Source organism: Peribacillus suis (genome assembly GCF_059384845.1).
Genome location: NZ_CM182019.1, coordinates 2,633,119 through 2,653,087, shown reverse-complemented (window position 1 = coordinate 2,653,087; position 19,969 = coordinate 2,633,119). Strand labels below are relative to the sequence as shown.

Below are 19,969 nucleotides of genomic sequence, written 5' to 3'. Positions count from 1 at the left end.
ATGATGAATAGATGGAATATTGCAAAAGAAGTGACGGGAACTGAATGTAGGTATTGTTTGGCTCGGTCAATGTCCATGGAAAAGAAAGGGTCCTTTAAAAGGGGAGGTTCTTACATGTTTCCCTTTTTCATTTCATAAATATTAAGGAATGAAAGGGGACGATAGTGGATGATAATCATAAGTAGGAATGGTGACAGTTTGGACTATTACAGTAAACTGTTTCAAATCCCACAGGTGTTGGTGGAGGAGGCTAACAGAGATATCCAAGGCATTCTGCAGGAAGGACTTTATGTGAATATACCGGGGTTTATTCTTCAGAAGGAGTCAAGGAACGACTTTGATCTGGTAACAATCTCCAAACACTATCATTTGCCGCTGGATGCATTGATCCTGGTTAATCAGTCAAACCAAGGACCTTTTTCAGTACCCGTTCGAATCATGGGCCCTCTGCTTAATCCGGTCAAGTTCTATGATTATCAGTCACTTCTGGATGATTTGGAGGCTTTAACCGTACATTACCCATTTATCAAGGTGGAGTCGATTGGAAAGAGTGTGTTAGGCAAAGAGCTGTTGGAAGTAAGAATCGGCCAAGGTGAAAAAGTCATCCATTTTAATGGTTCATTTCATGCAAATGAATGGATCACCTCGGCCATTTTAATGAAATGGCTTAATGATTTGCTTCTCGCCCTAAGCAACGATGATCGCATATGCGGCATAGCATGCTTGCCTTTTTTTCAGGAAGTGACCATTTCGGTCGTTCCTATGGTCAACCCTGATGGCGTAGACCTTGTACTTAAGGGGGAGGAAGCGGCGGAGGGGTGCGTAGATGTGCTCGAAATGAATAATGGCAACCCTGCTTTTTATGCCTGGAAGGCAAATATACGCGGGGTTGATTTGAACAATCAATACCCTGCCAAGTGGGAGATAGAAAAACAAAGAAAAGTACCACAGGCACCTGCACCGAGGGATTTTCCCGGTGAGGTGTGTTTGTCGGAGCCGGAAGCAATTGCCATGAAAGAATTGGCAGAGAAGCGGAACTTTAGCAGAGTCTTGGCACTCCATACGCAAGGCAAAGAGTTTTACTGGGGGTATGAAGGATGGGAGCCTAAGCAAAGTGAGGAAATCGCTAAAGAGTTTGAAGCGAGAAGCGGGTACCGTGCCGTTCAATATGTTGACAGTCATGCAGGCTATAAAGATTGGTTCATTCAAGAATTCAGGAAAGAGGCCTATACAATAGAGTTGGGCAAGGGGATCAACCCGCTTCCTTTATCCCAGTTTCCTTCTATATATGGAGAATCTGTGCATATTTTAATGGCGGCATTATATATGTGACCATGATTTTTGTCGGAATATACTTCCAAATAAATATAAGGTGATTAATCGCCACATTTCTTCTTTTTTACTTTATAATGAAGAACATAAGAGGTTCATTTGTAATCTCTTACTCTTTCTAATGTCTTGCTCACACATATGCCAGGCGTTTAGTTTTAAAGGAAGGTGTGTGGAGATTAAAGTGTTTAATGCAGCCCTCACTCAATTGCTGCCTATCTGTAAGATGGTAAGTATCGTTTTGTTGTGTATCTCCACTACCCTTCTTCTCTCGGCTTGTGAGCCTTCCAATGACCTTAGTAAACCCGTAGCTGATACGGAAAAAGAAAAATCCCAACACAATCAGGAATCTTCATTGAGCAGATTAGAAATCCCGGCTTCAGAAAAGGGAAAAATCGAAGCTATTTATGGTTGGCTCGATTCCAACACCATTTTGTTTTCCGAAAAGAAAGATGGTATGGATTCACCACAGCTGATGGAATGGAATTTGAAAACGAATACTTCAGCTGTTTTTTATCAGCCTTCTTCGGATTTTAGTGAAGTGTCAATCAGTCCAACAGGGGCACATGTGTTGATTTCTTCCTTCACATCAGCAGGTAAAACGGCGATTACGATCTTGGACCGAACGGGTAACCCACAATATTCTCTCGTGTTACCTGCCTACGAATTATCTTTTGAGTGGAATTCGTTCCAAGAGGATATGTTGTTTCTAACCAGTTTTTATGAAGATTGGACATACAGCAGTTATGTGATAAACCCAGAAGAGCAAACGGTTCGTTCACTTGATTTTCCGCAGCCTTTCGCTCAATGGGATAGTGGAAATGGGTTGATGTTTCTTGATTGGGATAGGGAAGAACCCGCTTTGACGGCTCCTTTAGAAAGAAAAGCGTTGAATGATGGGGCAGTGGAAAACTTAATGCTGGATGTCATTCATTTTAAAAAAGTGAAACACGCGCTTATGACTATTCAAGTGGAGACAGAAAAACAAGATCGAGGTACATACGCATTTTATGATGAGACAAACAAACCGATCCATTCTTTTTCCGTACCACTATTGAAAAGCTTTTCAGATTGGGTTATACCAGCCTACGACATGATTGAAAAGAATAAGGAACTTTTAACGTTCGTTCCTGTAGAATCAAAAGACGCTGACCAATATGAAAGTAAGTTTACTTTAACTAAATTGAATTGGGAAACGGGTACACAAGAAGAATTGATGAAGGACATGGAAAATGAACCATTGAGCTGTTCGCTTGATGGCAGTCTATGCTTATATGGGAATCAATTTGAAAAAATCATTGATATGAAAACCCATCAAATAAAAAAATTATTCTAAGAAATATAATGACTAAATCAAAAGCTCGCCACATGGCGAGCTTTTTCTTTTAATGTGCAACTGGAAAACCGCTGTTGATGATAGTCATGACAGTAAACCAGCCAAATACGGCGGCACTGCCTGCTGCGAAAATGAATCCCAAGAAGTTTCTTTTTTTAATTGTGGTAACTACCGCTGCTAAACCAAGTATCGCCACAAGTCCGAAAATGACCATTAATACCATATCAAAACCCCCTTTTCCCTAATTGAAAACCCAATCCCTAATAATATACCCAGAGATTTAAGTAACTACCAAAAATATGTAGAAAAGATTGCATTTGTTAATATTTTAATATTTTTTCAATTGTTTGTCGAGGCCTAAAAGATGACACTTCTATGTCATGGGTAAACTGTATCAACAAAAGAGCCAAATTGGTGTAAGATAAGGGTAATGAAAATATGGGAGTTGTTGAAGATGAAATGGACTCAAATACCTCTAGGACCGTTGCAAACTAATTGTTATATCGTTTCCGACGGACAGAATTGCTTAATTATTGACCCGGGCGAGGAGCCGCAGAAAATAATTCAGTACATACAAACTAAAAAGTTTAAACCGCTGGCCATTTTATTAACCCACGCGCATTTTGATCATATCGGAGCACTGGATGCCATCCGCGATCATTATGAAATTCCTGCGTATATCCATGAAAGGGAGGCCAAATGGCTGCTTGACCCTGCCCTGAATGGTTCACAGAACTGGTTCCCCGATAATCCGATGCGCATGAAGCCGGCAGACCATATCCTTGCCAACGAACAGGAGCTTACTATTGGCGGATTCACTTTTGAAGTGCTTGAAACACCGGGACACTCGCCGGGCAGCGTCTCCTATTATGCAAAGGAAGAGCGGCTTCTCTTTTCCGGGGACGTCTTGTTTCAGGGAAGTGTAGGAAGAACGGACTTGATAGGTGGCAGTGAATCAGTGCTTTTAAAAAGTATTGATACGAAATTATTGCCCCTTTCTGATGATACAATTGTCTTTCCAGGGCACGGTCCCATTACGACCATTTTAGATGAAAAGAATACGAATCCCTTTCTGAAATAAGAGATGCTACAGGTGCCGGATCAGGTACCTGTTTTTCTTTGAATTATAATTGATTGAATATTTTGACTCGTGTAATTATACTGAAGGTACTCGGAAAAAGGAGGTGGGAATTTGGAAAAGTTCCTGTATGAACTGATAGGAAATAGTCCACATAAAAAAATATCCTATCAGGACTATATGGAAGCTGTTCTTTATTCACCTACTTTAGGCTATTATATGCGTGAAAAAGAGAAGATTGGTATGAACGGTGACTTTTATACATCTGGTAATGTTGGCGATGCATTTGGTAGGACTCTTGCTAGGTGGTTTGTCTTCTTAATGAAGGAAAGGGGGTTGCCGCCTTGTGTCGTTGAAATGGGGGCTGGAAATGGAAAGCTGGCCCATGACATTCTCAAGTATATAAGAGAAGAAGAACCAATGCTGTGGGAGGATTTTACATATATCCTGGTGGATAGCAGTCCTTATCATAGGAAACTGCAACAAATGCGGATACGTCCATGCGAACAGGTCGTTTTTGCCACTGATCTCGAAGACTTCCCAATAGTGAAGGGAATCTTGTTTTCTAATGAACTTTTTGATGCATTGCCGGTCCATGTTATCGAAAAGAAAAATGGAGAGCTTGTAGAAATATTCATCACGGTGAAAGAAGATAAATTAGTGGAAATAAAGGAATCCCTTGAAAATCAGGAAATCCACTCCTACTTGGAGGAGCATAATATTGCATTAAAAGAAAATCAGCGTTATGAGGTACCTTTAAAGATGGTAGAGGAATTTGAGAGAATCGTTAATCGCCTCCATGCGGGTATCCTTCTTACCTTTGATTATGGCTATACGGAACTGGAATGGGGCGAACCAGCTCATCAGCAAGGTAGCTTAAGAGGTTTTTATCAACATAACATGGTCAATGACATACTCCAACGACCAGGGGAAGCGGATCTGACTACGCATATCCATTTTGATACCCTAATCAAACTTGGGACTAACCGGGGTCTATCCTTGAGAGATCTCCTGGTGCAACGGGACTTTTTACTGAAAGGGGGGATTCTTGAAGGGCTGAGGGATCACGAAGGAACAAACCCATTCTCCGAACATGCTAAGCGTAACCGTGCGATACGAAGCTTAATCATGCCTGGAGGCCAAAGTGAATACTTTAGGGTTTTAGTACAAACAAAGAATATAGACGAAAAGGTGAAATTGTTTCGTGAATGAGACATGATAAAACCCATGGACCAAGAGTCCATGGGTTATGTATTTTGCTCTTAATGTGCAGCGCCTGGGGTCATCATAAATACGCTCCAGTAGGAAAATCCTGCAAAGAAAACGGTAAGATAGGCACCGAAAACGTAAATATACATGCGTTCAGACAACTTCAGGTAACTCAATAGTACAAAAAATCCGGTTTGTGCGAAGAAAAGTAAAGATGTTTGGTACATATCGCCAAGATAAAAGAAAATTGCCATAACCCCTGTCCAAAATCCACAAACTCTAAACATGCGTTCCATCTGAATACCTCCCTGTGTCTAGTCGTGTTCATACTAAATAATTATAAATGAAATTGTAAGGTAATGTAAAGGATGCCTTTTGTTTCTAGGCGAGGATGGATGCCTTATAAGAACATGTTACGCAATTTTCCATCATATTATCCAATTCCACGATGTGGACATTGGTAAACAACGACTCAAACATTCCTTTTAAGAAGGAGTTATGCATGGTGCAGATAGTGCTAGGGTCAATTTTGGCAACTTCTTTAAAGGGACAGTTATAAATTCTGAAGTGAATTTTATTTTCCGCCTCATCTGCCTGTATTTCAGGAGAGAACCCTGCAATTGATGCTGCATTTTTAAGCATGTTGACTTTTTCATCAAAGGTCAAGTCATCGATGGAGGTTGATTTAAGTTTGATTTGTTGGTGGATCAACTCTTCTCCAAATGTTTTTCCAGTTTCATAGAGCGCCTGTATGCCTGCTTCGCCGAGTGTCATCATAGTCTGGATGGCAATTTTTGAAAGTAACTGATAATCCCTGAAAGGAAAATGAAGTTGAATGACTTTATCCGATAAGTGGTAAATCCTGCTCGGACGGCCACCTTTTCCAGTTTTCCGTGCCTCTGAAGTAAGCATATCAACATCTTCAAGTTTTGATAAATGAAGACGGGCAACATTTGGATGGATTTCAAAGGAGTCTGCAATTTGCTGGACGGAGACTCCTTGATGATTATTCACGATATATTGATAGATATAATATCGGGTTGGATCGGCTAATACGTTGGTAATTCTTAACGTTTGTTCCATTGTGCCCTCCTAAAATTCCAAGTTTAACTAATTATATTATAATACAGGCAAAAAAAATTGGAATGAAAGAAAGAACAAATTTCCCTTATTTAAGAAAAAGTTCACATTTCAATTGGATTTATAGTGCAAATGTATATACAAACATTATACAAATGTTGTACAATTCCATTATGGAAATCAAAAACAATAATTTGTGAACGGAGAGTGATGAAGGATGAATCGATTAACTTTCTATTCTTATCCAAGTTGTACTTCTTGCCGTAAAACAAAGAAGTGGTTGAAAGCCAACCATGTTAGCTTTGATGAGCGTCATTTATTCAAAGATACACCGAATGAAGAAGAATTGAAGAGAATACTTGAATTAACAACCGAAGGAATGGATGAGGTATTGGCAACAAGAAGCGAAGCGTACAAAAAATTAAACGTGAACATTGATGAGATGATGCTTTCCGATGTACTCCATCTATTGACGAATGAGCCTAAATTATTGAGACGTCCGATTCTCATAGACGGTGAAAAGTTAGTGATTGGTCATAATGAAGATGCTTTACGAAATTTGGTTTCCCATAACTCAGAATTGAAAATGAGCATATAAGTCTATTCTCGAATTTTTTTTCGAGAATTTTTTTTATTTAGAAGGAATTTGTCTTATAACGTCGAAATTCTACTACAAGAAAATCTGGAGGTGATGAATGATTGATATCAACTGAAAAAACAGCAGAAAAAATCCTTACCAGTGCCATTAGACTCTCGGCATCGGACATCCACGTTTTACCACGCAAGGAAGGCCCACTTATTCAATTTAGAATCGACAACAAGCTCGTACCACAAGAAACCCTATCCTTTTTTGAAACCGAGAGGCTCATTTCCCATCTTAAATTTCTTGCCGCAATGGATATTGGCGAGAAAAGAAGGCCCCAAAGCGGAGCCATTACCGTCAATCTCGCCAATAAAGTGGTTGGACTTCGCCTTTCCACCCTACCCACAGCTCACTCCGAGAGTTTGGTTATCCGTTTAATTCCTCAACAGAATATCCTACCTCTAGAACAGTTATCCTTATTTCCCAATACCGCTCAAAAACTGATAGCGCTTTTGAAACATTCCCATGGGATGATCATTTTCACGGGTCCTACTGGAAGTGGGAAAACGACAACATTATACTCCTTGCTTCATCATGCACAAGAAATGATTAACCGAAATGTCATCACGCTTGAGGATCCTATAGAAAATGAATCTGATAAAGTGTTACAGGTCCAAATTAATGAAAAGGCCGGCATTACGTATTCAGTCGGTTTAAAAGCGGTACTTAGACATGATCCCGATATTATCATGGTCGGGGAAATTAGGGATTCCGAAACGGCAAAGATTGCAGTACGGGCCGCATTGACCGGGCATCTAATCCTTACTACTATGCATACAAGGGATGCTCAAGGAGCCATTTCTAGGCTTCTAGAGTTCGGTGTAAGCTGGCTGGAGATTGAACAGAGTTTGATTGGTGTGACGGCGCAAAGACTGGTGGAATTGAAATGCCCGCATTGTGAGGGCGAGTGTGCACCCGATTGTTCCATGACCTACCGAAATAAAAGGGCCAGCGTATATGAGTTGCTGACTGGAAAAAGTCTAGCGGAAGTCTTGAAGGTGACGAAAGAGGAAAAAGGAAAGGGGAAAGCCACCTATCGTCAGCTGAAAGACGAAATTGGGAAAGCGGTAGCGATGGGCTATGTGAATCTCGATGAATTTGAACGGTTGGTTTACGAAGAAACCAAAAAGTAAATGGACGTTGAAAGAACAAGCTGTCTTTATAACGAAGCTGGGCGAATTATTAGCTCATGGTTATCCTTTAGCCGAGGCGATCCACTTCCTGGAATTTCAGGAATCCAGGAAAAAGGCCGGGGATTTCAATCAGGCCATTCAGGATTTAAGGAGTGGGCACCCTTTGCATCAAGTGTTGACGAATCTTACGTTTCATCCAGAGCTTGTAAGTTTTATATTTTATGGCGAACAATATGGCGACCTTGATCGAGCATTGAAGGAAGGTGGGGACTACTGGAAGAAACGGACGGAAGATACAGAAAAAGTGAAAAAACTCATGATCTATCCGATTTTCCTGTTCTTTTTTGTGAGCATTGTATTTTATGTACTGCAAAGTGTCCTTCTCCCCAAGTTTCAGACGATTTTTCAGACGATGAATGTTAAACAGAATATGATCCTGAATGTGTTGGCTGCATCCTCAGTCATCCTCCCGATGATCCCCTTCATCCTACTTGGAATGCTCCTTATCTTCTATTTATTCAAACAATTCTGGTTCGACAAACTATGTCCATTAAGACAACGGCGATTATTGATGAAGATTCCGTTGGCAGGACCCTTTATCAAGTTGTATGAAACGTATTTTTTTGCAAGTCAGTTCAGCGGTCTCCTCGCTGGTGGACTTTCTATTAATGAGAGCATTAAATTATTCTCCGTAAACCAGCAGCAACCATTTTATCAAAAGCTTTGCTCCATCATTAAAGATGATTTAATGGAGGGCAGGTCGCTAGAAACCATCTTTCAAGAGCAACCGTACTTTGATAAGAACTTGTCGATTATCGCAGCGAATGGACAAAAGTATGGCAGGCTTGATTCTGAGTTACTCCATTACAGCCGTTTTTTATTGGAAAAGATTGAAGAGAGGATGAACGCCATCATGAAAGTCATACAACCTCTTCTTTTTTCTATAATCGGGCTATTGATTATTTCTATTTATATGGCTGTCTTATTGCCGATGTTTTCTCTACTAGATGGAATATAAGGTACAAGAAAAAATGGGAGGTGAATCTGCTCAGAAAATAATTGAGTGCATTCTTGTTATTTTCGTAATTAGCAGATTAATATGAAGAAATATTTAAACGAAAAAGGCTTTACGTTAATTGAAATGCTTATTGTATTGCTCGTCATCTCGATTCTGCTGATTATCACCATACCGAACATCACGAAGCATCAATCGACCATCCATTCTAAGGGGTGTGAGGCTTTTGTCAAAATGGTTCAGGCCCAAGTCCAAGCTTATGAGATAGACAATTCCAAGTTGCCTTCCGGTATTAATGATTTGGAAACTCAAGGATACCTTAAACAGAAATCCTGTCCGAATGGGGACAGCATCAGCATTGACAATAAAGGAAAGGTTACAGTCGTTGAGTAGAATATTCGGGGAGGATAACCCTTCCTCCGGAGGATTCACCATGTCCGAGACCCTGATTGTCCTTGTGGTATTTATTCTATTAAGCACTCTAGGCCTTAACCTATATCCAAGTTTTTCAAAGGGAATGCAAAATAAGATGTTCCTTAATCAATTGAATGAAGATATTTTTTATGCACAACAGTATGCAATAAGTCACGAAAGCTTGATTTATTTCTATGTGGATAACGATATTTACACGATTTACTCTTATAAGGAAGAAGTGATACTAGAGAGAAAGATACCGCCGGACGTACAGTTCATGAATGGGACATTAGGGGCTTCTTTTTATTTCAATCAATATGGAAATGCTTCAAAAGCCGGTACGATGACCATTGATACTTCAAAGGGGAAATACAAGCTGGTGGTCAATATCGGTAAAGGGAGGTTCAGGATTGAGAAACAGTAAAGGATACGTCTACTTGGAAATGATAGCCTCTTTTTCCATTTGTGTATTCCTAGTGATTTCCATGCTTCCTATTCTTGAAGATTCGATGTCCAATCGTAAGAACGTAGTTTTGAGGGCGGATGCCCATCATTTGCTGTATGAAAGATTGTTGGCATATATGGATGGGGAAATACAGGCTATCCACGAAGAAATTACGTACCAGGAAAAATCGTATGAATTGACCTGGAATGTCCAAAAGGAGTTTCCGGATATGGTTGAAGGATGTGTCCGATATGAAAATGCAAAGGGGAAGTATGAATCGATTTGTGATGTTGCGAAAAAGTGAAGGGTTTACCATGATTGAAATGCTCTTTTCCTTAATGATCCTGCTGACCCTTTCCCTTTTTATCCTCCAGTTTTTCTCAATCATTCAATCCCAGATAGGAACAAAAAATAGAATACATCCTAAAGAGTGGGAGCTCTTTACGTTGCAAATGCAACAGGAAGTCAGAAGCTCCAAAAGCCAGGATGTTGTGGGGAATAAATTATATTTACTTTCAGGAGAGGATTTGTCTTTAATCGAGCAATATAATGACAAGCTTAGAAGACGGGTTAACGGGGAGGGCCATGAGGTCATACTCCAGAACATTTCGAATGTGAAGGTTGAAAAGGATGGCAACGTCATCGTACTTAATATAACGGATAAAGCAGGTCAGACCTTTATACGAAGGTTCCATCCCTTCATTAAAAGTGAGTTGGTGGCTGATGAATAATCAAAAAGGAGTCATATTCCCAATGGTTATGATTATAGCTAGTGTTTTTATCATGTTCACGATACTGATGATTGATCAATTCGTTATTGATAAAAAATTTTATAAAGAAGTAGAAGAGACCTTACTTTCCGATCACTTAGTGCATCTGGCCGTTAATGAAGTGACAGCCGAATGGGAGGATGAGGTACCCAAAAGCATTCAGGGGGAAATCGCCTATCCTAATGGTGATGTTCACTATAAGGTAACGAAGCAGGATGTGCGATATGCCTATATCGAATTTTCTTCTATCACCAAAAATAAGCGAACAGGCCGAATCATCATTCTATATGATAAAAAACTAGGTAGAGTGATAGAATGGATAGAAAAACTGAAGGACTAACATGTCGATTTATGGTGAACGAATATGGAATACGAATATGGGGCATACTTGGTCATGGGTGATAATGTATGTCTACGAACGCTTATATCAAATATATTACACAGCAAATCGTACAGTATTTCAATTTAACAAAGAGAGAAAGAAAAGAAAAGCGCCGTCATCGGAAAGAGGATAAGGAGCCTAGAGTTTCTCACTGGTTTGGGATTGTCCCTTTCGCCGTGTCCATGTTCATTAAAAAAGTCAAAAAAAGAAAGGGGCTGTCTAATAAGTCCCTAAAATAAAACAGGTGGAGAAAAACGAGTTGTTTTTCTCCACCTGTTTTTCTATTTTTATAATTATTCATTGAAAGTAGCTGATGCAAGCCAGCTATCTTCAGTAAATTATGTGCCATGGCTACGATGCCAAACTCCGTTTGGACTTTCGTTAAGCCCCGAAGCGAAAAGCGACGGAACGACCTATTGCCCTTGATATGACCAAAAACACTCTCTACCTCGATTTTTCGTCGAGCGTAAATTTGTGCATTCGATTCAGACCAAAGGTTCACTTTTGCTTTCGCTTTTAGTTCTTCATAAACTGGATTAACATGCACTTGGCGATTTCCTGCCGCCTTTGTACATTGCGATTTTAATGGACAATCCGTACAATCCTCACATTCATAAATTTTAAAGTCACGTGTGAATCCATTTTTATCCGTACGGGTCGAGTAACGCTTAAATAAAACCTTACGGTTATTTGGACAGGTGTATTCATCCTTTTGTTCATCATATGCCCAGTTACTCGCATGACGAATATCTTTTTTATAGCTCCGTTTTTGTTCCGTTAAAAAAGTATTGTAAGGAATCAAAGCTTCAAATTCTTCCTCCAAAGAGTAGAGGTAGTTTTCTTCACTGCCATAGCCGGCATCTGCGATGACGTTTTTCGGGAATGGTAGCGATGTATTCTTCAGTGCCTCTATATGGGGCTTAAAACACCGTGTATCAGTTGGACGTTGATGTATCGTATAAAAAAGAATGAATTGATTTTCCGTTGCCATTTGAATATTATAACCAGGTTTTAGTTGTCCGTTATTCATATGATCATCTTTCATTCGCATAAATGTCGCATCCGTATCAGTTTTAGAATAACTATTTCGATCGCCAAATAGAGCGTTTTGTTGTTTATATTTTACTAATCGTGGACCTAAGTCTTCACGCACTAATTTCAATAGTTTCTTAACCGGACTGAGTTCCCGTCGTTTTTCTTTTCGTACCTGGACATCTTCTTCAAGCTGGATACCATTCGTTTCTTTTTCAACTTTTTTCACTAATGCTTTTTCTATTTGAGTTAGTTTTTCCTCTGCCGTTAAAAAGGACGTTTCGTCTTGAGCAGACAGTTCATGCCCTTCTTCATTTGTAATGGTCTGAATCTGTTGGTACGTTTCTTCAATTTTTTCTTGTAGCTTCGCCTCAAATTTGGTCGTCGCCTTTTTCCACACAAATGAATACTTGTTTGCACTTGCTTCAATTTTTGTTCCGTCTAGGAAATAGTTCTCCATTGTGATGTGCTTTTCTTCTATTAGTTGATGGATCATTTCTTCAAATAGCTTCGGAAGGAGCTTTTCCATTTGTTGTGTACGAAATCGATTAATCGTTCGATAATCCGGTTTCTGCAAGGCAGCCAGCCACATTGTTGGGATATTTTCTTCAACCAGTTTGGCGATTTCACGACAGGAATAGACTTTTTGAGAATAGGCATACAAAATGACTTTCGTCATCATTTTGGGATGGTAAGAGCTACGTCCGCCACCATTATAGTGCTCGAAAAAGACTTTATCTTCTACTGATTCAATCATTTGATCGATTACACGCGCGACGTGGTAAGCTGGAATCAGATCCTGAATATCAAAAATCACAGTTGTTTGTTGATTATCATAGGGAATAAAAGTAGGTGTGACATTTCGTTTTTGGGGAACGACAGTTTCCTCATGTATGCAGAGTGGTAGTAAAGTTTGTTCCATGTTATAATTTTCTGTAGTAATCTTTGGATTGCTCATAAAAAATCGTCCTTTCTAAATGTTGTCTGGTAACTTCATTTTACTAAAAAGGGCGATTTTTTTGTGCATAAATTTATAAAAAAAAGGGGTTGCCCTAAAAGTCATATTCCTGACTTTTGGGACAGCCCCTTTTCTTAATGATTGGCTAAAGAGACCATTATGCTAATGATTGGTCGGATAAATAGAATAGCCCGCCATTGATGATGGTAATTTGGATATTTGGCTCATATTGGGCTTGCAATGCCTGTTTCTCAGTAAAATAGCTTTCGCTTTTATCTTCCATATCCTTATAAAAATGTTCCAATAGATTCAAGTCTGTCTGCCACCGTTCCATCGCTTCTTCCGCCCAGGTATGATCATCATTCTCGAAGCTTTTACGAATATATGTATCCAGTCTGGATAGCCCGCTTTTAGGCATGATCAAGGGGGAAAGTGTAAAAGAATAATCCGGTATTTTGGGAGTGACCTTGACCGACAGGAGACGCTCATGAAATCCTTCTATGAATTCACCGGAAATTAAATTAAGTCCTATGGACATGAAGATATCTTTTTTTCTGTCACACTGATAAGAGATTTTTACATTTTGGGTGAGCCAAGGAAAAAGTGGACTTTGGCCCGTCTTTAAGGGAGGCCTATCCTCAAAAAGCCTGATGAAACCTGCCAGCCTCTTGGTCGACTGGATAATTTGGTGGAGCCGTGGCGAACCAAAATGAATGATTTCCCCTTTCAAGTCAGGCGGTGCCAGTTCGGGTTGGGTGATGAACGTAAGCATGCCAGGACTCGGTATCCCACCGGTTTTTTCGAGATAGTGCCAATAAAAAGGTCTGTTCATAAGTTCCTTATCCATTTCGATCGTTAACTGAACAGTGAGATATGAAGAGGTATTTTCCAACACCTCACATGCGTTGGATTGAAAGTAGGTTATTAAAAAATCATGAATTTCCTGTTGCTGCATGGATTTCACCATCCTTCATAGCTTGTGCGAACTGAATCATGGATGACAAATTATCCATTTTAATTTTCATTTCTCCTTCTGATTTGGACTCTCCGACAACATCAATTAAATATTCCTCGATATTGTTAATATCCAACTTCGTTAAAATATCATCCAGTTCTCCAATTACCTTTTCAAATAAGTGGATTTTTTCATATAGCAATTTCAAAATATGTTCTTCGACTGTATTTTTAGTGGCAAAGTTATAAATCATGACGTCTTCTTCTTGACCAAGTCGATGAATCCGTCCAATCCTTTGTTCCAACCTCATTGGATTCCAAGGCAAATCAAAATTGATCAAGTGATGGCAAAACTGTAGGTTGATTCCTTCTCCTCCGGCTTCGGTGGCAATCAATACCTGGATTTTCTTCTGGAATAGTTCCTTCATCCAATCTTTTTTACCACGCTTAAACCCTCCGCGGAATGGAACGGATGAAATGCCATGCTGTTGCAGGTACCATTGTAGATAAAGCTGTGTAGCGCGATATTCGGTGAAAATAATGACCTTGTCATCAATTTTCTTAATAAGTTCCAAAGCCTTCTCTGCCTTTGAATTTTGTTCGGTGAGGTTTACTTTCTCAAACAGATCATCTAATCTTGCTTCAAAGTCAGCCGATGGTTCTTTGTATTTTTCCTTCATATTCTTCAATGTATAGTAGACTGCTTCTCGGCTGCTGCATGCTTCCCTTTGAAGGGTGAGTGAAGAAAAAGCACTTCCTTTTGTTCCGTCTGATATTGGTTTAAACTTCGTTACGGCATCATACAAGGCTTGTTCAGTTGGTGAAAATTCAATGATGATTGTCTCTACACGCCGTTTCGTCCATTCAATTCCAGTATCGGCACGTCGGTTTCTTATCATGACCGTATTGACAAGCTCCTTTAAGTGCTCATCTTCTAGAATGTTCCGGCCTTTCCCTTTGTATTTTTCGGAAAAGAGTGCGGCATTTCCTAGGTGTCCAGGCTTTAATAATGAAACGAGATTAAAGATTTCCTCGATTTTATTCTGAATGGGTGTAGCAGTCAGCAATAAACAGAATTTCTTTTTAAGATTTTGGACAAATTCATAATTTTTCGTTTTATTATTTTTAAGTTTATGAGCTTCATCAATAATGATAAAGTCATATTCTTGATTGAAAATGATATCCCGATGGGGGGCTCGCTTAGCCGTATCGATGGAGGATATGACGATATCGCATGATTCCCATACATAACTCTTCCTTTGAACGACTGCAGGAATATGAAACTTCGTATTCAGTTCGAAAGCCCATTGGGTGACAAGTGATGCGGGTACAAGGATCAAAACCTTTTTAACCAGTCCCCGAATCATATATTCTTTTAAAATCAATCCTGCTTCGATAGTCTTACCAAGACCGACCTCATCAGCCAATATGGCTTTGCCATTCATCTGTTCAACCACCTGACGTGCTGCCTCTAATTGATGGGGAAGGGGAGTCAGTTGTTGAAGGTGCTTTGGCGCTTGTAAGCCTTCAAAATCAGGAATAATTAGGTTCTCTTCCATTTGGATGGCCAGTTTATAAAGATCCCAATTTCCCCATGGACCGTCGTTTTCCATCTTTTGCAGAAATTCATCATTCCATTCAGAACTGAAGGATATATTGATTTTCATTGATTCTTGCTCCTTCTTAAAACATAATTTTCTTAGTTTCTTTAAACCATGAACCTTTTTATAGGGTAATAAAATCTTTCTCCACAAAAGTTATTGCAGAGTAAAGTATCTTAGGGTAGGATGTAAATATATTTAGAAAATTGCAATAGTACTGAAGTTAGAAGGAAAATATTCTTCTTGGATAATAATTTTAGTTATTATAGTATTAGCATTTGGATAGTGCTTTATCCAAAGATCAACAATGAGCAGATTGGTACCCATTTCACGCAAATGGATGACCATCAGGTGGAGAATTTTCAGTCTTTTCCATCAATATGCGGGTGAGGATAAGGGGAGAGACTACCATCTACATATGTAGCGCCGAAGGAGCAAACTTAGCAGTGAATCTCTCAGGCAAATGAACTCTTATCGGACGCGACTCTGGAGAGCGCCAATTATTTAATGACGGCCACCAAAGGGGAAAACCTATAATAATAGGTAAACTTTCAGGTTTCAGGACAGAGAAAAAGCCATTTTGGCTTTCTCTGTCCTTTTTTGTGTCTTTTTTTAAGGAATATCAGCTGAAAGAGAACAAGCAAAAAAATTGAAGGAGGTCATTTTTTGAGCAATTTAAAAAGAACGCCATTATTCGAGGTTTACAGTGAGCACGGTGGAAAAACGATCGATTTTGGTGGGTGGGAACTGCCTGTGCAGTTTACCGGCATAAAAGATGAACACGAAGCTGTGCGTACAAGAGGTGGCTTATTTGATGTGTCGCATATGGGAGAGATTGAGGTAAAAGGTTTCGGGAGCCTTTCTTTTTTACAAAAGATGCTGACGAATGACGTAGCCAAGCTGAAACAGGGCGGAGCGCTATACACAGCCATGTGTTATGAAAATGGGGGGACCGTGGACGATCTTATCGTTTACCAAAAAGCGGAAGAGGATTATCTGCTTGTGGTCAATGCAGCCAACATCGAGAAAGACTTCAATTGGCTTCAGGCGAATGGTATGGAAGGTGTCAGCATCAATAATGTTTCAAACGATTATGCGCAACTTGCTCTGCAGGGTCCTCGAGCGGAGAAAGTATTGCAGAAGATTACCGACCAAACTGATTTAAGCACAATTGGCTTTTTTAAATTTAAAGAAGACGTCCACATTCATAATATATCCACGATGGTTTCACGTACAGGGTATACGGGGGAAGATGGTTTCGAGATATATTGCCGAAGTGAGGATGGTCCAGCCCTTTGGAGAGAAATTTTGGAAGCTGGTAAAGATGATGGGATACAACCGATTGGACTGGGGGCCCGTGATACCCTTCGGTTCGAAGCAAAACTACCGCTTTATGGTCAAGAGCTTTCGCCGGATATCACCCCAATCGAAGCGGGGATTGGTTTTGCGGTTAAACCGGATAAGGCGTCAGACTTTTTTGGGAAAGCCGTGCTTGCCGAACAAAAGGAAAAAGGGGCACCACGTAAGCTTGTTGGCATCGAAATGATTGACAGAGGCATACCTCGGCATGGCTATAAAGTATATAACGGGGAGAAACTCATTGGCGAAGTGACGACAGGGACTCAGTCACCAACATTGAATAAAAATGTAGGATTGGTCCTTATCGATAAAAATCACTCAAGTCTATCCACGGAAGTAGAAGTGGAAATCCGTTCTAAGAGACTGAAAGCCATTGTTATCCAAACACCTTTTTATAAAAATACACGAAAATAGAAGGGAATGGTCCATAAGATGAAACATCGTTACTTACCGATGACAGAGCAGGATAAAAAAGAAATGTTGGAAGTTATAGGGGTCACAACCGTCGATGATCTCTTCAGCGATATACCAGAAAATGTCCGATTTCAAGGTGAATATGACATAAAACCAGCAAAATCAGAGCCAGCTTTAATGAAGGAACTATCGAAACTGGCTTCCAAAAATGCGGATTTGAAAAACTATGCATCTTTCCTTGGGGCTGGCGTGTATGATCATTATTCGCCTGTCATCGTCGATCACGTCCTATCCCGTTCGGAGTTTTATACAGCCTACACTCCCTATCAACCGGAAATTTCTCAAGGAGAGCTTCAGGCCATCTTTGAATATCAAACGATGATATGTGAATTGACGGGTATGGAGGTGGCGAATTCCTCGATGTATGACGGTGGAACAGCCTTAGCCGAAGCGGCCATGCTTGCCGCCGGACAAACGCGCCGGAAAAAGATTCTATTATCATCTACTGTCCATCCTGAATCAAGGGAAGTGGTGAAAACCTACGCAAAGGGTCAACGGGTGGAGGTCATCGAGATTCCTCATAAAGACGGAGTCACAGATATTGCTGCTTTAAAAGACCTGGCTTCAGATGATATTGCAGGTGTCATCGTACAGTACCCCAACTTCTTTGGACGCATCGAACCGTTGAAGGAAATGGAAGCAATCATACATAACGAGAAATCGATGTTTATCGTATCGAGTAATCCGCTTGCACTTGGTGCATTGACTCCGCCGGGAAAACTCGGTGCCGATATCGTGACAGGTGATGCTCAGCCATTCGGCATTCCTGCCGCATTCGGCGGACCTCATTGCGGATATTTCGCGGTCACGAAAAAACTGCTACGGAAAGTCCCGGGCCGTTTAGTCGGTCAGACAGTGGATGAGGATGGAAAACGGGGCTTCGTATTGACGCTCCAAGCACGTGAGCAACATATACGCCGTGACAAAGCTACATCCAATATTTGTTCCAATCAGGCATTGAACGCATTGGCAGCCTCTGTAGCCATGACTGCTCTAGGGAAAAAAGGCGTCAGAGAAATGGCCGTCCAGAATATTCAAAAAGCCCATTACGCAAAAAAGACGCTCCAAGCACAAGGAATTGAAGTGGTCTTTGAAGGACCTTCGTTTAATGAATTTGTCATTAAGTTGCCTCTTCCCTACAAAGATATCAATAAGAGGCTCTTTGAAAAAGAAATGATTGGTGGTTTTGACCTGGGCTCCGTTTATCCCGAGTTGAAAAATCATATGCTAGTGGCTGTAACGGAATTAAGAACAAAAGAAGAAATCGATGCATTTGCGCAGGAACTGGGGGATCAACTATGAATAATCAAGATCAATCACTCATTTTTGAAATCAGTACAGCCGGTCGAATCGGGTATAGCCTTCCTGAAATGGATGTAGCGGATACTCCACTAGAAGAAATCCTGCCTGTGGAATATATACGTACGGAGGAAGCCGAGCTTCCGGAAGTTTCCGAGCTTGATATCATGCGTCATTATACGGCTTTATCCAAACGGAACCATGGAGTGGACTCTGGGTTTTATCCACTCGGCTCCTGTACGATGAAATATAATCCGAAAATTAATGAAAATGTCGCCAGGTACAATGGTTTTGCCCATATTCATCCATACCAGGACCCAGAAACCGTCCAAGGTGCCCTAGAGTTGTTATTTGACCTTCAGGAACATTTGACGGAAATTACAGGAATGGATCAAGTGACCTTGCAGCCTGCTGCCGGGGCGCATGGTGAATGGACTGGGCTCATGATGATCAGGGCTTTCCATGAAGCGAATGGAGATGTAAACCGTACGAAAGTCATCGTCCCCGATTCGGCCCATGGAACGAACCCGGCTTCGGCAACAGTTGCCGGACTAGAGACGATTACGGTAAAATCCAATGAATTCGGGCTCGTGGACCTTGAAGACTTGAAGCGAGTGGTAGGACCAGATACAGCAGCATTAATGCTTACGAATCCAAATACATTAGGCTTATTCGAAGAGGACATCCTGGAGATGGCACAGCTTGTCCATGACGCCGGTGGAAAGCTTTATTATGACGGGGCTAACCTGAATGCTGTTCTTTCCAAAGTGCGTCCAGGAGATATGGGTTTTGACGTTGTTCATTTAAATCTCCATAAAACATTCACTGGACCCCATGGCGGAGGAGGACCTGGTTCAGGTCCGGTTGGGGTGAAGTCGGATTTAATTCCCTATTTGCCTAAACCGATCGTGACAAAAGAGGGCGATCAGTTTGTCCTTGATTATGACCGTCCACAATCCATTGGAAGGGTCAAACCCTATTATGGGAACTTCGGCATCAATGTAAGGGCTTATACGTACATAAGGTCAATGGGACCGGATGGACTTAAGGCCGTTACGGAGAATGCCGTCATCAATGCAAATTATATGATGCGACGTTTGGAACCATTTTTCGATTTGCCATATAATCGCCATTGTAAGCATGAATTTGTATTGAGTGGTCGGAGGCAAAAGCAGTTGGGAGTCCGTACATTAGATATTGCGAAAAGACTACTTGATTTTGGGTATCATCCACCTACCATATATTTTCCGTTAAATGTAGAAGAAGGAATGATGATCGAACCGACGGAAACGGAGTCAAAAGAAACACTGGACGCTTTCATAGATGCAATGATACAAATAGCCAAGGAAGCCGAAGAAACCCCTGAAATCGTTCAGGAGGCACCCCATACCACGGTTATTAAACGCCTGGATGAAACATTGGCCGCTAGAAAACCAATTCTTCGTTATCAAGCATGAT

General features: G+C 40.6%; 22 protein-coding genes and 2 riboswitches. Of the genes, 16 read left to right on the top strand and 6 right to left on the bottom strand.

The features are described 5' to 3' along the window. Window positions 1-168: 168 nt before the first annotated feature. Entirely contained in the window at window positions 169-1,332 is a 1,164-nt protein-coding gene (locus AC503W_RS12925; RefSeq protein ID WP_494914382.1) for a M14 family metallopeptidase, read from the top strand. A gap of 169 nt (window positions 1,333-1,501) precedes the next feature. Beyond that, window positions 1,502-2,665 (top strand): YqgU-like beta propeller domain-containing protein, encoded by a 1,164-nt coding sequence (locus AC503W_RS12920; protein WP_494914380.1) that lies wholly within the window; start codon window positions 1,502-1,504, stop codon window positions 2,663-2,665. 49 nt (window positions 2,666-2,714) lie between these two features. Here AC503W_RS12920 and AC503W_RS12915 read toward each other — a convergent pair whose 3' ends face one another. Further along, window positions 2,715-2,888, bottom strand: coding sequence for a DUF2759 domain-containing protein (locus AC503W_RS12915; RefSeq protein WP_402869495.1), 174 nt, complete (start codon window positions 2,886-2,888; stop codon window positions 2,715-2,717). Between the two features lie 231 nt (window positions 2,889-3,119). Here AC503W_RS12915 and AC503W_RS12910 point away from each other — a divergent pair, with 231 nt between their 5' ends. Next, the gene (locus AC503W_RS12910; protein ID WP_402986246.1) at window positions 3,120-3,746 is read left to right on the top strand and encodes an MBL fold metallo-hydrolase; all 627 of its coding nucleotides are present in this window, start codon (window positions 3,120-3,122) and stop codon (window positions 3,744-3,746) included. Window positions 3,747-3,857: 111 nt separating this feature from the next. Then, on the top strand, window positions 3,858-4,955 hold the full coding sequence (locus AC503W_RS12905) for a class I SAM-dependent methyltransferase (protein WP_407408271.1): 1,098 nt from the start codon (window positions 3,858-3,860) through the stop codon (window positions 4,953-4,955). A 50-nt stretch (window positions 4,956-5,005) separates the two neighbouring features. Here the strand turns inward: AC503W_RS12905 and AC503W_RS12900 are convergent, their stop codons facing one another. Further along, window positions 5,006-5,248 (bottom strand): DUF2626 domain-containing protein, encoded by a 243-nt coding sequence (locus tag AC503W_RS12900; RefSeq protein ID WP_402869489.1) that lies wholly within the window; start codon window positions 5,246-5,248, stop codon window positions 5,006-5,008. Between the two features lie 85 nt (window positions 5,249-5,333). Continuing rightward, complete coding sequence (locus tag AC503W_RS12895) at window positions 5,334-6,035, bottom strand: helix-turn-helix transcriptional regulator (protein WP_402956539.1); 702 nt, start codon at window positions 6,033-6,035, stop codon at window positions 5,334-5,336. A 214-nt stretch (window positions 6,036-6,249) separates the two neighbouring features. Here AC503W_RS12895 and AC503W_RS12890 point away from each other — a divergent pair, with 214 nt between their 5' ends. The 9 genes from AC503W_RS12890 (at window position 6,250) to AC503W_RS12850 (ending at window position 11,073) form a co-directional block, all read left to right on the top strand. Then, on the top strand, window positions 6,250-6,630 hold the full coding sequence (locus AC503W_RS12890) for a Spx/MgsR family RNA polymerase-binding regulatory protein (protein ID WP_402869485.1): 381 nt from the start codon (window positions 6,250-6,252) through the stop codon (window positions 6,628-6,630). Between the two features lie 101 nt (window positions 6,631-6,731). Beyond that, complete coding sequence (comGA, locus tag AC503W_RS12885) at window positions 6,732-7,808, top strand: competence type IV pilus ATPase ComGA (protein ID WP_403079302.1); 1,077 nt, start codon at window positions 6,732-6,734, stop codon at window positions 7,806-7,808. Continuing rightward, on the top strand, window positions 7,768-8,826 hold the full coding sequence (gene comGB / locus AC503W_RS12880) for a competence type IV pilus assembly protein ComGB (protein ID WP_494914377.1): 1,059 nt from the start codon (window positions 7,768-7,770) through the stop codon (window positions 8,824-8,826). Before comGA ends, comGB begins: the two co-directional genes overlap by 41 nt. A gap of 81 nt (window positions 8,827-8,907) precedes the next feature. After that, complete coding sequence (gene comGC / locus AC503W_RS12875) at window positions 8,908-9,216, top strand: competence type IV pilus major pilin ComGC (RefSeq protein ID WP_402869479.1); 309 nt, start codon at window positions 8,908-8,910, stop codon at window positions 9,214-9,216. A 40-nt stretch (window positions 9,217-9,256) separates the two neighbouring features. Continuing rightward, entirely contained in the window at window positions 9,257-9,661 is a 405-nt protein-coding gene (gene comGD / locus AC503W_RS12870; protein ID WP_402869477.1) for a competence type IV pilus minor pilin ComGD, read from the top strand. Then, entirely contained in the window at window positions 9,648-9,986 is a 339-nt protein-coding gene (locus tag AC503W_RS12865; protein WP_402869475.1) for a hypothetical protein, read from the top strand. The genes comGD and AC503W_RS12865 overlap by 14 nt, the downstream gene beginning before the upstream one ends. Continuing rightward, window positions 9,934-10,413 (top strand): competence type IV pilus minor pilin ComGF, encoded by a 480-nt coding sequence (gene comGF, locus AC503W_RS12860; protein WP_403079306.1) that lies wholly within the window; start codon window positions 9,934-9,936, stop codon window positions 10,411-10,413. Before AC503W_RS12865 ends, comGF begins: the two co-directional genes overlap by 53 nt. A gap of 22 nt (window positions 10,414-10,435) precedes the next feature. Continuing rightward, window positions 10,436-10,792 (top strand): competence type IV pilus minor pilin ComGG, encoded by a 357-nt coding sequence (comGG, locus tag AC503W_RS12855; protein WP_403079307.1) that lies wholly within the window; start codon window positions 10,436-10,438, stop codon window positions 10,790-10,792. A 68-nt stretch (window positions 10,793-10,860) separates the two neighbouring features. Continuing rightward, entirely contained in the window at window positions 10,861-11,073 is a 213-nt protein-coding gene (locus tag AC503W_RS12850) for a YqzE family protein (RefSeq protein ID WP_494914373.1), read from the top strand. On the opposite strand, the gene AC503W_RS12845 is transcribed toward AC503W_RS12850, so the two are convergent. The 3 genes from AC503W_RS12845 to AC503W_RS12835 form a co-directional block, all read right to left on the bottom strand. Beyond that, window positions 10,983-12,788, bottom strand: a complete 1,806-nt coding sequence (locus AC503W_RS12845; protein ID WP_494917347.1) for an IS1182 family transposase — start codon at window positions 12,786-12,788, stop codon at window positions 10,983-10,985. The two genes, AC503W_RS12850 and AC503W_RS12845, sit on opposite strands and share 91 nt — an antisense overlap. Window positions 12,789-12,981: 193 nt before the next feature. Then, window positions 12,982-13,779, bottom strand: a complete 798-nt coding sequence (locus tag AC503W_RS12840; RefSeq protein ID WP_403079308.1) for a YqhG family protein — start codon at window positions 13,777-13,779, stop codon at window positions 12,982-12,984. Then, entirely contained in the window at window positions 13,757-15,445 is a 1,689-nt protein-coding gene (locus AC503W_RS12835; protein ID WP_403079309.1) for a DEAD/DEAH box helicase, read from the bottom strand. Before AC503W_RS12835 ends, AC503W_RS12840 begins: the two co-directional genes overlap by 23 nt. 320 nt (window positions 15,446-15,765) lie before the next feature. Further along, window positions 15,766-15,860: riboswitch (glycine riboswitch) on the top strand. Between the two features lie 3 nt (window positions 15,861-15,863). Beyond that, window positions 15,864-15,948, top strand: a riboswitch (glycine riboswitch). A 97-nt stretch (window positions 15,949-16,045) separates the two neighbouring features. On the opposite strand from AC503W_RS12835, the gene gcvT reads away from it, so the two are divergent. From gcvT to gcvPB, 3 genes are read left to right on the top strand one after another with little or no spacing between them, the layout of a single operon-like run. After that, on the top strand, window positions 16,046-17,152 hold the full coding sequence (gcvT, locus tag AC503W_RS12830; protein WP_494914364.1) for a glycine cleavage system aminomethyltransferase GcvT: 1,107 nt from the start codon (window positions 16,046-16,048) through the stop codon (window positions 17,150-17,152). An 18-nt stretch (window positions 17,153-17,170) separates the two neighbouring features. Then, window positions 17,171-18,514, top strand: coding sequence for an aminomethyl-transferring glycine dehydrogenase subunit GcvPA (gene gcvPA, locus AC503W_RS12825; RefSeq protein ID WP_403079312.1), 1,344 nt, complete (start codon window positions 17,171-17,173; stop codon window positions 18,512-18,514). Then, window positions 18,511-19,968 (top strand): aminomethyl-transferring glycine dehydrogenase subunit GcvPB, encoded by a 1,458-nt coding sequence (gene gcvPB, locus AC503W_RS12820; RefSeq protein ID WP_407406250.1) that lies wholly within the window; start codon window positions 18,511-18,513, stop codon window positions 19,966-19,968. The genes gcvPA and gcvPB overlap by 4 nt, the downstream gene beginning before the upstream one ends. Window position 19,969 lies beyond the last annotated feature (1 nt).

What these genes read in the sequence shown, in the direction of transcription:
- AC503W_RS12925 (WP_494914382.1), top strand. Translation starts at nt 169, where the DNA reads ATGATAATCATAAGTAGGAATGGTGACAGTTTGGACTATTACAGTAAA.
- AC503W_RS12915 (WP_402869495.1), bottom strand. Translation starts at nt 2,888, where the DNA reads ATGGTATTAATGGTCATTTTCGGACTTGTGGCGATACTTGGTTTAGCA.
- AC503W_RS12910 (WP_402986246.1), top strand. Translation starts at nt 3,120, where the DNA reads ATGAAATGGACTCAAATACCTCTAGGACCGTTGCAAACTAATTGTTAT.
- AC503W_RS12900 (WP_402869489.1), bottom strand. Translation starts at nt 5,248, where the DNA reads ATGGAACGCATGTTTAGAGTTTGTGGATTTTGGACAGGGGTTATGGCA.
- AC503W_RS12895 (WP_402956539.1), bottom strand. Translation starts at nt 6,035, where the DNA reads ATGGAACAAACGTTAAGAATTACCAACGTATTAGCCGATCCAACCCGA.
- AC503W_RS12890 (WP_402869485.1), top strand. Translation starts at nt 6,250, where the DNA reads ATGAATCGATTAACTTTCTATTCTTATCCAAGTTGTACTTCTTGCCGT.
- comGB (WP_494914377.1), top strand. Translation starts at nt 7,768, where the DNA reads ATGAATTTGAACGGTTGGTTTACGAAGAAACCAAAAAGTAAATGGACG.
- comGC (WP_402869479.1), top strand. Translation starts at nt 8,908, where the DNA reads ATGAAGAAATATTTAAACGAAAAAGGCTTTACGTTAATTGAAATGCTT.
- comGD (WP_402869477.1), top strand. Translation starts at nt 9,257, where the DNA reads ATGTCCGAGACCCTGATTGTCCTTGTGGTATTTATTCTATTAAGCACT.
- comGF (WP_403079306.1), top strand. Translation starts at nt 9,934, where the DNA reads ATGAAAATGCAAAGGGGAAGTATGAATCGATTTGTGATGTTGCGAAAA.
- comGG (WP_403079307.1), top strand. Translation starts at nt 10,436, where the DNA reads ATGGTTATGATTATAGCTAGTGTTTTTATCATGTTCACGATACTGATG.
- AC503W_RS12850 (WP_494914373.1), top strand. Translation starts at nt 10,861, where the DNA reads ATGTCTACGAACGCTTATATCAAATATATTACACAGCAAATCGTACAG.
- AC503W_RS12845 (WP_494917347.1), bottom strand. Translation starts at nt 12,788, where the DNA reads ATGGAACAAACTTTACTACCACTCTGCATACATGAGGAAACTGTCGTT.
- AC503W_RS12840 (WP_403079308.1), bottom strand. Translation starts at nt 13,779, where the DNA reads ATGCAGCAACAGGAAATTCATGATTTTTTAATAACCTACTTTCAATCC.
- AC503W_RS12835 (WP_403079309.1), bottom strand. Translation starts at nt 15,445, where the DNA reads ATGAAAATCAATATATCCTTCAGTTCTGAATGGAATGATGAATTTCTG.
- gcvPA (WP_403079312.1), top strand. Translation starts at nt 17,171, where the DNA reads ATGAAACATCGTTACTTACCGATGACAGAGCAGGATAAAAAAGAAATG.
- gcvPB (WP_407406250.1), top strand. Translation starts at nt 18,511, where the DNA reads ATGAATAATCAAGATCAATCACTCATTTTTGAAATCAGTACAGCCGGT.